The 3,101-nt window shown below is 65.6% G+C and carries 3 protein-coding genes and 1 pseudogene; all 4 read left to right on the top strand.

Annotated elements, in window-relative coordinates; genetic code table 11:
* Positions 1-360: hypothetical protein (locus tag G7A99_RS17355; RefSeq protein ID WP_163142484.1), on the top strand; the 360-nt coding region annotated here is incomplete at its 5' end.
* 488 nt (positions 361-848) lie between these two features.
* Positions 849-1,910, top strand: a complete 1,062-nt coding sequence (locus tag G7A99_RS17350; protein ID WP_163142481.1) for a TAXI family TRAP transporter solute-binding subunit — start codon at positions 849-851, stop codon at positions 1,908-1,910.
* Between the two features lie 3 nt (positions 1,911-1,913).
* On the top strand, positions 1,914-2,450 hold the full coding sequence (locus tag G7A99_RS17345; protein ID WP_240466330.1) for a DUF1850 domain-containing protein: 537 nt from the start codon (positions 1,914-1,916) through the stop codon (positions 2,448-2,450).
* A gap of 4 nt (positions 2,451-2,454) precedes the next feature.
* Positions 2,455-3,101 (top strand): annotated as a pseudogene (locus G7A99_RS17340) (TRAP transporter permease); the annotation flags it as partial.

Genomic DNA, 3,101 nt, shown 5'->3' with positions numbered 1-3,101 from the left:
CACGTGTCGAGTGTTTTCGTTGTTGCCCTGATCCTGGGCATCGGTGCGGCGCAGGCGGCCCCGGCAGGCGGCGAGGCCGCGGCCCGTGGCGGTTATCTCTCTCCGCAGGACGTGCGTAACGCGGGTGAGCAGCCGAGCGCGGGTGTTGCGGCCCACTTCAGGGGACCGCGCAGCGCGCGGATGGATCCGCTGGTATCGAGCGGCCAGCTCTCCGAGCAGGACCTCTCGGGCATGGACATGGATCGCCGGATGACGGCCGGCGTCACCCGTCGGCCGTCCCAGCGACCGATGATGCGGCCGCTCGGTGGCCGGATAACGGAGTACGACTTCGACCGCCCGCGGCCAGGGTCCAGGGTCTAGACGTGCGTCCGACGGCAGATCCCGGTTTCCGGTCGGTCACGGGTTGGTAGCCCCCGCTGCCGGAGCGCCGCCGTCGAGCGAAATCCTTCCTCCCCCTCATGGTGCCGCCGGCATTCCAGCGCCGGCCGCACCGCAGGTCTTTCGTCTTCCGCTTTCGCCCTGGCGGCGTGCGGACGGGACGTGTTTTCTCACCACGTTGTCCGCGGGTAGGCCCTGAAGGTCACTGAGTTGACCGGCGAGGCATCCGCTACGCTTTACACGAGGCCGGGACGTCCGGCATCACGCTGGTGGGAGCTGTGCGGTGACCCGCTGCAACACCTACACCGGCACATGGCGTCTGGCCGGGGTGAACGTGCCCGCGCAGGCCTCATTCCGCTATCGCCGCATTGCCCGCAGCGGCTCGGTTTGCTACTGATGGACGCCAATATGCCGCTGCGGCGTTCCCGCCTCGGCACATGCATAGCCAATATCCAACAAGGAGGTCCATCATGGGGAACCGTGTTTTCGCATTCGGCGCGGTGTTCGCGCTGTCCGCGATGCTGCTCGCGGGGTGCGGCGACGGCAGTGAGGGCAATGGTGGCAGCGCCGACAAGTCCTCTGATCAGGCGCAGGCGTCGTCCGACAGTGAGCCGGTCAACCTGATCTTCGGCACCGGGGGTACCTCGGGCACCTATTACCCGATCGGCGGTGCGCTCAAGGGGGTGTTCGAGGCCAGCGACAAGATCGGTGACGTGCAGGTCGTCTCCACCGGCGCCTCGGTGCAGAACATCAACAATATCGAGGACGGCACCAACCAGATCGCCATCGTCATGAGCGACGTGGCTTACGACGCGATCAACGGCCAGAACCAGTTCGACGGGCGCAAGGCCGACATCAAGTCCATTGCCGGGCTCTATCCCAACGTCGTCCAGGTGGTCGCCACCGCGAGCAGCGATATTCACTCCATTGCCGACATGAAGGGCAAGCGCATCGGCGTGGGCAAGGTCGGCTCGGGCGTGGAGCAGAGCGCCAAGAAGGTGCTGGAATCCGCCGGTCTGAGCTATGACGATCTTGGGCGGGTCAGCCACACCGGCTACGCCGACAGCGTCACCGAGATGAGCAACGGTAACCTGGACGCCGCCTTCTTCACCTCGGGCGTGCCCAATTCGAGCATCACCGGCCTGATGCAGAACACCGAGGTCAACTTCGTCAACGTCGACGGCGACACGGCCGACAGGCTGCTCGAGAAGTACCCCTACTACGAGAGCTACGAGATTCCGGCCAACGCGCCCGAGCGCTACGACCTCGATCAGGCCGTCAACACCGTGTCGATCCGCAACCTGCTGATCGTGCCGGGCTCCATGGATGACGACGTCGCCCACGAGCTGGCCAGTCGTTTCTATGACTATCTGGGGACCGACAAGGTCTCGATCAGCGCGCTCAAGCAGTTCGACCGCGACACCATGGACAGGAACCTGGTGGTGCCGGTGGCCGACGGCGCACAGGCGTTCTATGACGAGCAGGGCGGCGGCGACTCCGGCTCGGCCGACGGCGAAGACGATGCCGGCTAGCGGGTGACGCTTGGCACTGCGGTGATGGCCCGCAAACGCAGGGGTCTGATACTGGCGACGGCGGTGATCGGGGGGATCGCCGCCGTCTTCGTTTGGCCGCAATCCTGGCTGCTGATCCGCCACAATGGCGACCTGCGCTACGTCTATCCCGCGCAGGACGGGACGACTTTCGCACTGCGCTGGACCCATTCGGTGGAGCGCGAGAACTGGATCGAACGTTTTCGTCTGCACAACGGCCAGATCATGCTCATCGGCACCCGCTTCAAGACCTTCGGCGCGGGCGTGCCGGCGCACGCCGGCAAGCGCACCACGCTGGAGAACGGCTGGGTGGTAATGAGCGGCATCGACCGGATCGTGGACCCTTTGGCCGTGCAGGCCGCGGCGGCGGAAAACTACAGTCTGCGCTACGATGGCGCCTGGCACGCGCTCGGTCGGCAGGCCGGTGCGCCCATTCTCACGTTTGCCTATGCACGCGCGCCGCTGTATCGCGTGCTGCCGACCCTGATTGGAAACTGGATCGATACACGAGGCACGGGCTGATTCTATGAGCGTGTCCCAGCCGGGCGGCGAGAGCCCGCAAGCGGAGATTGCGTCGCGCGAGACATTGGAAAAATACGATCGCGAGAGCGTAATGCGTGATCGCCTGCCGAAGGCGATCATGCAGGTCGTGATCGCCGTGAGCGTGCTGCTCGCGCTGTTTCACCTGTACACCTCGTTCGCCGGGCCGCTGGTCGATATCAAGCAGCGCAGCATCCACCTGTACGTGCTGCTCGGGCTGAGCTTCGTTCTTTACCCGTTCGCCAGGAAGGGCGCGCGCGACCGGTTGCCGCTGGCCGAGGCCGTGCTGGCGCTGCTGGCGGTGGCCATCGGCTGCTACATGCTGTTGTCCGCCGACCGGGTGATCGCCTCGGCCGGGCGTATCAACAATGTCGACATGGTGGTGGGCCTGGCTGCGCTGGGACTGGTCATCGATGCCGCGCGGCGCGTGACGGGCTGGGGCCTGCCCGGGTTGGCGGCGGCGTTCCTGGTCTATGCCTTCTACGCCAAGCTGTCGCTGTATCCGGATCTCAACGAGGCCATCGTGCTCGCGACCACGCGCCAGGTCGTGTCGCACCTGGTCTATATCACCGAGGGGCTGCTGGGCACGGCGATTGCGGTATCGGCGAGCTACATCATCCTGTTCATCCTGTT

The organism is Arhodomonas sp. KWT, assembly GCF_010993615.1.
The sequence above is the reverse complement of the archived record's forward strand: the minus strand, read 5'-3'. Positions and strand labels throughout refer to the sequence as shown.